Source organism: Calothrix sp. CBUCES-K 9914 (genome assembly GCF_059640475.1).
On the sequence record NZ_JBXXZH010000415.1, the window covers coordinates 1 to 5,281 of the forward strand.

Below are 5,281 nucleotides of genomic sequence, written 5' to 3' on the forward strand. Positions count from 1 at the left end.
TATTTACAAGACAGTGTTACAGCCAACTCAGGATATCGATTAATTTCGTCTATTGGTCCTTCATATAGTTCAATCAGTTTCCTAAATTCTCGACCATCTACAAGTGCAGTCACGACTGTTGCACGCATTTCGATGTTCTCACACTGGTCGTACTGCATTTCACCTGTAATTGTACAATATCTTGCTTTTGGATGCTTCGCAAAGTAAATAACTGCCATCTCGGAGATGTGTTTTAATATTCCATCTCGAAATCCGTGAATATAATAAGGAGAGCCAATTAATAATTTGTCTATGCTTATAATCACGTGGCGTGATGCTTCTTTTTTAACGTGAAGAAGAATAAGATAATATCCCCACTTACACTTTTCTTTCATGTACCTACACTTACAAAATAATCTCAGTTGTGTTTATAATATGATTTTCAAGACACATGATGAGAATATTTTTCGGTAATATTGTCGATATAACATCTAAAAATTTGATAGACCCGAGCTTTAACCTTACAACCTTTGATCTTAATATCCCGCATAGTACAGTTGAATGGCAGTCATTCTTTTTTTCTGCAAGCCCAGATTGCTCAATGGTCGATGAGATACCAAACGTTATAGTTAGAACAAATTTGCACTCAAGCGCATTTTATAAATTTCTTAACAGGGTAAAAGAGAAGGGATTGCTAAAACCTCAGTTATAAGCAAACCTGATTAATAGCGGCGCCTTAACCGCCCTATTTAGTCAGCGCGTAGTCAGGTTAAAGCTGGACTTACACCACTTATTACACCAATTAGGCTTGTAAACTGGATGCCAGGAACGAGACTTGAACTCGTGACACGAGGATTTTCAGTCCGAAAAATTTTCCCTATTTACAAGGGTTTCAGACCAATAAAAGACGTTTACACCATTTTTACACCATTTATTTTGGCGCCTTTAAAAATACTATTAAACCCACATTCCGCACCTCCAGGCACCGCATGATGTTTTTACTGAAATAAATTTAGCAAAGTGGTATTAAATAATACTTTTAAATCCATTAGAAGAAAATATTCATGTCTTTTGTAGGACTAATTCATTCTCAATAATGAACAATAAGGTTTTAGAAAAATTTTAAGAAATACAAATACTAATTAAATAATCAAATCTTATATAAAGCTTTAGTTATTTTTAATTTAGTTAATCTTTTTCTGTATGAATATAATTAAAAACATGTTGATTGAGAGCGAGAGCAATGAGGAACTCACCCTTTGTAAAAAAATAATTTATACCAAATGATTATATAAATTTAACAGTTATAGTATTGTCGGCAATTTTCTGGTAAAAGGCTAAGTATAAATAGCCTATCCTCGTTTAAATTAGATATTTGTTTTTGATTATTAAGTATAAGAATATGGATAGATTGAAAGCACTGGAATACCCAACGCATCGTTGGAGAAGTGGTTGGTTTACCTAGTTGGTTTTTAATCGTAGATTTCGCATGATTTAAAGCTAGTCGCAGTTGTCGTTGTGCAAGAGTATAAACAAGTAAGCATAAAACCATAATAAAAGCTAAAGCTTCAATTCTTTTAGGATTTTTCAAAAATACGCTATCAGTAAAGAATAAAGGGTCTTTTAGAAATCCAAATCCTCTTTCACACGATTGCTGTGCTTTGTACTCAGAAATCATAGAATCATTACTGAGTAATGTTTCATCTAAAACATTTGTTGCAAGAATAAAACGTCCGGCACATTGTATTTCAGCCGTTATCGCGCCTTCATTTTTAGATAAAGTGGCATTCACTTGATAAAATGATTCTTGTGCTGAAATCTTAGTATTTGATGGCTTCTCAATAACTATAATATTCTTAAGTTGATGATACTTAAATTTTTTAGATAGCTTAGAGGCTGCTAATCGTGCATCTTGATAGCAATTAAATTTTTCTTTCTGTAACTTCTTTAACTGGCTAGATGCGTTTTGTTCTAGTTTCAAAATTCTTTTCTCTAATTGACGTAAATCAGATTTTTTCCTTCAAGAACTTTCGACTACTAGCCATCGTTGTTGTATTCCTCCATAATTGCTAGTTACCATTGCATATGAGTACCCTAATATTTGGCTTTTTGTAAATTCTGATGGCATTAGTTCTGAAGCTAATTTCTTTGCTTCGGATATACTAAAAGGTACTCGACATAACCATTTTATATTAGTTAATAAAATTAGATTAGATGCTGTATACAATGCACTATCTGCTATCATCAAACTATCAACTTGTATTTGCTTTTTAAAATCAGCTAGTATTTTTCCAAAGCTGGATGAATCGGCTTCATTTCCAGATGCTGATTTAAAAAATATAGGGATGTCTCCATCTCCTGAGCAGATTAAATTAATAATAAATTGTTTTAGGTCAGGTCGATGGTCTCTTGAATACCCATAAGTAATATTAATTGGTTGTGGTGATTCAACCTCTTCAGAAATACTATTTTTTCTTTCATGAAGAGCATTAGTATTTTCAAAATTATATTGACCATGTGTATGAAATGAAGAGGAATCTAAATGTAAATACGATAGTAAAATTGAAAACTTTTCAACAGCGTTCAAAGCTATAGCTAGAAAAGTATTTGTTAGCCCTCTGTCAAATAATTTATCTAATGTTCTTCCTAATTTATCATCATTTAAATATTCAGCTTTAACACCTTCTCCTATTAAATGTTCGCATGGCTTTGTTTCAAAAAATTTTGAAAACATATATAATGGACTAGAAACAAAACCAAGTCCGTTTAAAATCATGGCTTTGACTACATGTCCAGAACTAATTTTTTCTGAAACATCAGTTCCTAACGATTCATTGATTATTTCTACTAATCCAATTGAATCGATTATTCCTGCAACTATTCCTAAATGGTCGAGATTTTGGACTTCAATATCTTTGAGGTTAGACATAACAGTACATGCATTTGAAGTATTCATTTATATTTTCACATTTTTAGGCGCTTAAATTTATCCAATGCTTCACTTGTATGTTAAAGTGTATAATTTTATTATCGTACAGCCAAGTATATAGTATATTTTTATTTATATTTATAATACGATTCAGTCTAAGTATTGTCGCGTATATTCAAAAACATTATTGTTAGTTAAATATCAACTATTTGAGGTTCTTGTTCACTTTTGTGTGCGTTTGCGTCATCTAAAAGTGAAAAAAAAACTAAGTAATTATACTATTATTGTATCTAAATTATCTTTAAGTCTGCTTAATTTACAGTTAGAATTGCTGTAATATTTTTACTTTTTAACGCGACTTTTACGTAGTTGATAGGTAGTGCGAAATATTACTTCAAGCAAATTTTTCTTTGACTTTAGATTGTATTAAAACCTTACTAGCTAAAACACAGTTAATACATAACAACTAAAGTAAATAGTATTAATTCTCATTAGGCTTTATTGTATTTATGTACTTTATCGTTGTTTAGTACTCATTTATTGCATGTGGCGCCACGGGGTGCGGAATGTGGGCTATAATGCTTAATCTACAACCACGACGTTTTGTTTGTTCTATGCGTTTTTGCTCACCTCTAAAGTAATAAGTATAACCAGGCTCACTCCATACACAAAATCCTGATTCATTCAGATACTTTAAATCTATTTCGCCACTTGCAGCTGCCAATTCCAGCATATCCAGGCCTGATTGCTTGTTTGCGCGCGCTACTGGGTCTTGTTTTCCTTTATGGCTTTTTCTAGATCGCTTCCAATCAATCCCCTTTTTTTGAGTACCCGTCTTAATCTGTCGGGACTCATTTGTACATTGCATTCTGTTTTCAACTTGAGAGCTAACTGAGAACTATTGTATGTGCGTGGTTCAGCTCTTAAGCATTCTTCTAAAAATACGATGTCACTCTATGAACCATTTTGGTTTCCCCCCTCGACCAGGAGATTCCCAAAGTCCGTCTAAACCGAGATTTTTCCATTGATGCAACACTTTTCTTACTGTTTTCTCATTCCAGTCAAAGTGGGTGGCTATATTCTCCACATACCAGCCATGTGCATTTAACCTGATTATTTCCGCTCTGTCTTGAACTTTCTGTGGTACATCCTGTTTTCTAAGATTTAATAGAGTTCGGTCTTGCTCCTGAGTGAGGAATACCCTTAAACGTGCCCCCATACACAAATCACCTTGTAGATGCATTCTCAGTATTTATATATCTTAACATAGTTGACTTTTTTGGTGCCCACCTACTTATATAATTCAATTTTGATTCATATTTGAAGTTATGTATTGTTAAAACCAGTTTTATTGTTGAAAAGACAAGAGACCAAAAATTTTGTGCGCCAATGGCGCACAAAATTTTATATCGAACGAATTTATGTTATAAATCAGCTATTAACCAATTTGTTTAATCAAATCAAGCGCATCTTTGGCATCCTCTGGTTTTCCTTGCTTTTTGTAAAGTTCCGCCGCAGTGCCTAAGTCAGAAATGGCGCCTTGCTTGTTGCCCAGAAACCCTTTGCTAATACCTCGCCAATAATAAGCATGAGCATATTCAGGTTCGATTTTGATGGTTTGGTCAAAATCAGCAAGTGATTCTTGATAAAGTTTTAGGTGATAACGAGCAAATCCTCTACCAAAGTAGGAATAGTGAGAGTTAGGGTTAATCTGAATGGCTTGTTCAAAATCGGTAACTGCAACCTGATATTGTTTTAATCCAGTGTTAGCAAGACCTCGAAGCACATATGCAGGAAAATTCTGTTTGTCAATTTTTAAAATTGCGTCACATTTTGCAATCGCTGCTGTCAAGTTACCCTTTTCAATATCTTCTGATGCTTGATTTATCAATGCTTCAATCTTTTTCTCATCATTATTCGTTAAGTTTGTAGGAATTGATACGGGTTGCTCCTTATCCTGTGGTTTGGTTTGTGCAATAAGCAGTGCTTCAGGTTGCTGTCTTATTTGAGCTTCGGCTTTGGCTGTGAAAACAACTGTACCTAGTACAACGGCGCCGAGTAAGTATGTGAGCCTATTCATTTGATTTACTGTGTATAATAGTTTTTCTTTCCTACTTACGTATATCTCTCAGGGAGGGGAGGTTATGCAAAAAATCAACGCTACCTAACTTCAAAACTGATTGATAAAGTAGCTATATCTCTGGCTTTGACTTCTTTTGCTGGTACTACTGTAATATCTCTATCAGGTTCGGCGCCTACATCATCTAATAAATCGCTGATTACTTCAACGGGTTCTCGATTAATTTCTAAAGCACCGTCGCTTCGATTTTGTTCTTGTGCTATTGATTGTAATGCTCTTATTCCTTTTTTTAG

At 33.8% G+C, this 5,281-nt stretch carries 5 protein-coding genes and 1 pseudogene; all 6 read right to left on the reverse strand.

Annotated features, from left to right (window positions below; all coding sequences use genetic code 11):
• Positions 1–374, reverse strand: a 374-nt coding sequence (locus AC2JBO_RS42800) for a hypothetical protein (RefSeq protein WP_496959702.1), incomplete at its 3' end; no start/stop codon positions are given.
• Between the two features lie 902 nt (positions 375–1,276).
• Positions 1,277–2,908, reverse strand: a pseudogene (locus AC2JBO_RS42805) (IS1634 family transposase).
• A 526-nt stretch (positions 2,909–3,434) separates the two neighbouring features.
• A complete protein-coding gene (locus tag AC2JBO_RS42810; protein WP_496959703.1) occupies positions 3,435–3,641 on the reverse strand; it encodes a hypothetical protein in 207 nt (68 codons plus the stop codon).
• 216 nt (positions 3,642–3,857) lie between these two features.
• Positions 3,858–4,127 carry a helix-turn-helix domain-containing protein gene (locus AC2JBO_RS42815; RefSeq protein ID WP_496959704.1) on the reverse strand — a complete coding sequence of 90 codons (270 nt, stop codon included), beginning with the start codon at positions 4,125–4,127 and terminating at the stop codon, positions 3,858–3,860.
• A gap of 219 nt (positions 4,128–4,346) precedes the next feature.
• Entirely contained in the window at positions 4,347–4,988 is a 642-nt protein-coding gene (locus AC2JBO_RS42820; protein WP_496959705.1) for a tetratricopeptide repeat protein, read from the reverse strand.
• 80 nt (positions 4,989–5,068) lie between these two features.
• Positions 5,069–5,281, reverse strand: a 213-nt coding sequence (locus AC2JBO_RS42825) for a hypothetical protein (RefSeq protein ID WP_496959706.1), incomplete at its 5' end; no start/stop codon positions are given.

Bases quoted from the DNA above. Each gene is read 5' to 3' on its own strand.
- AC2JBO_RS42810 (WP_496959703.1), bottom strand. From the start codon at position 3,641: ATGCTGGAATTGGCAGCTGCAAGTGGCGAAATAGATTTAAAGTATCTG.
- AC2JBO_RS42815 (WP_496959704.1), bottom strand. From the start codon at position 4,127: ATGGGGGCACGTTTAAGGGTATTCCTCACTCAGGAGCAAGACCGAACT.
- AC2JBO_RS42820 (WP_496959705.1), bottom strand. From the start codon at position 4,988: ATGAATAGGCTCACATACTTACTCGGCGCCGTTGTACTAGGTACAGTT.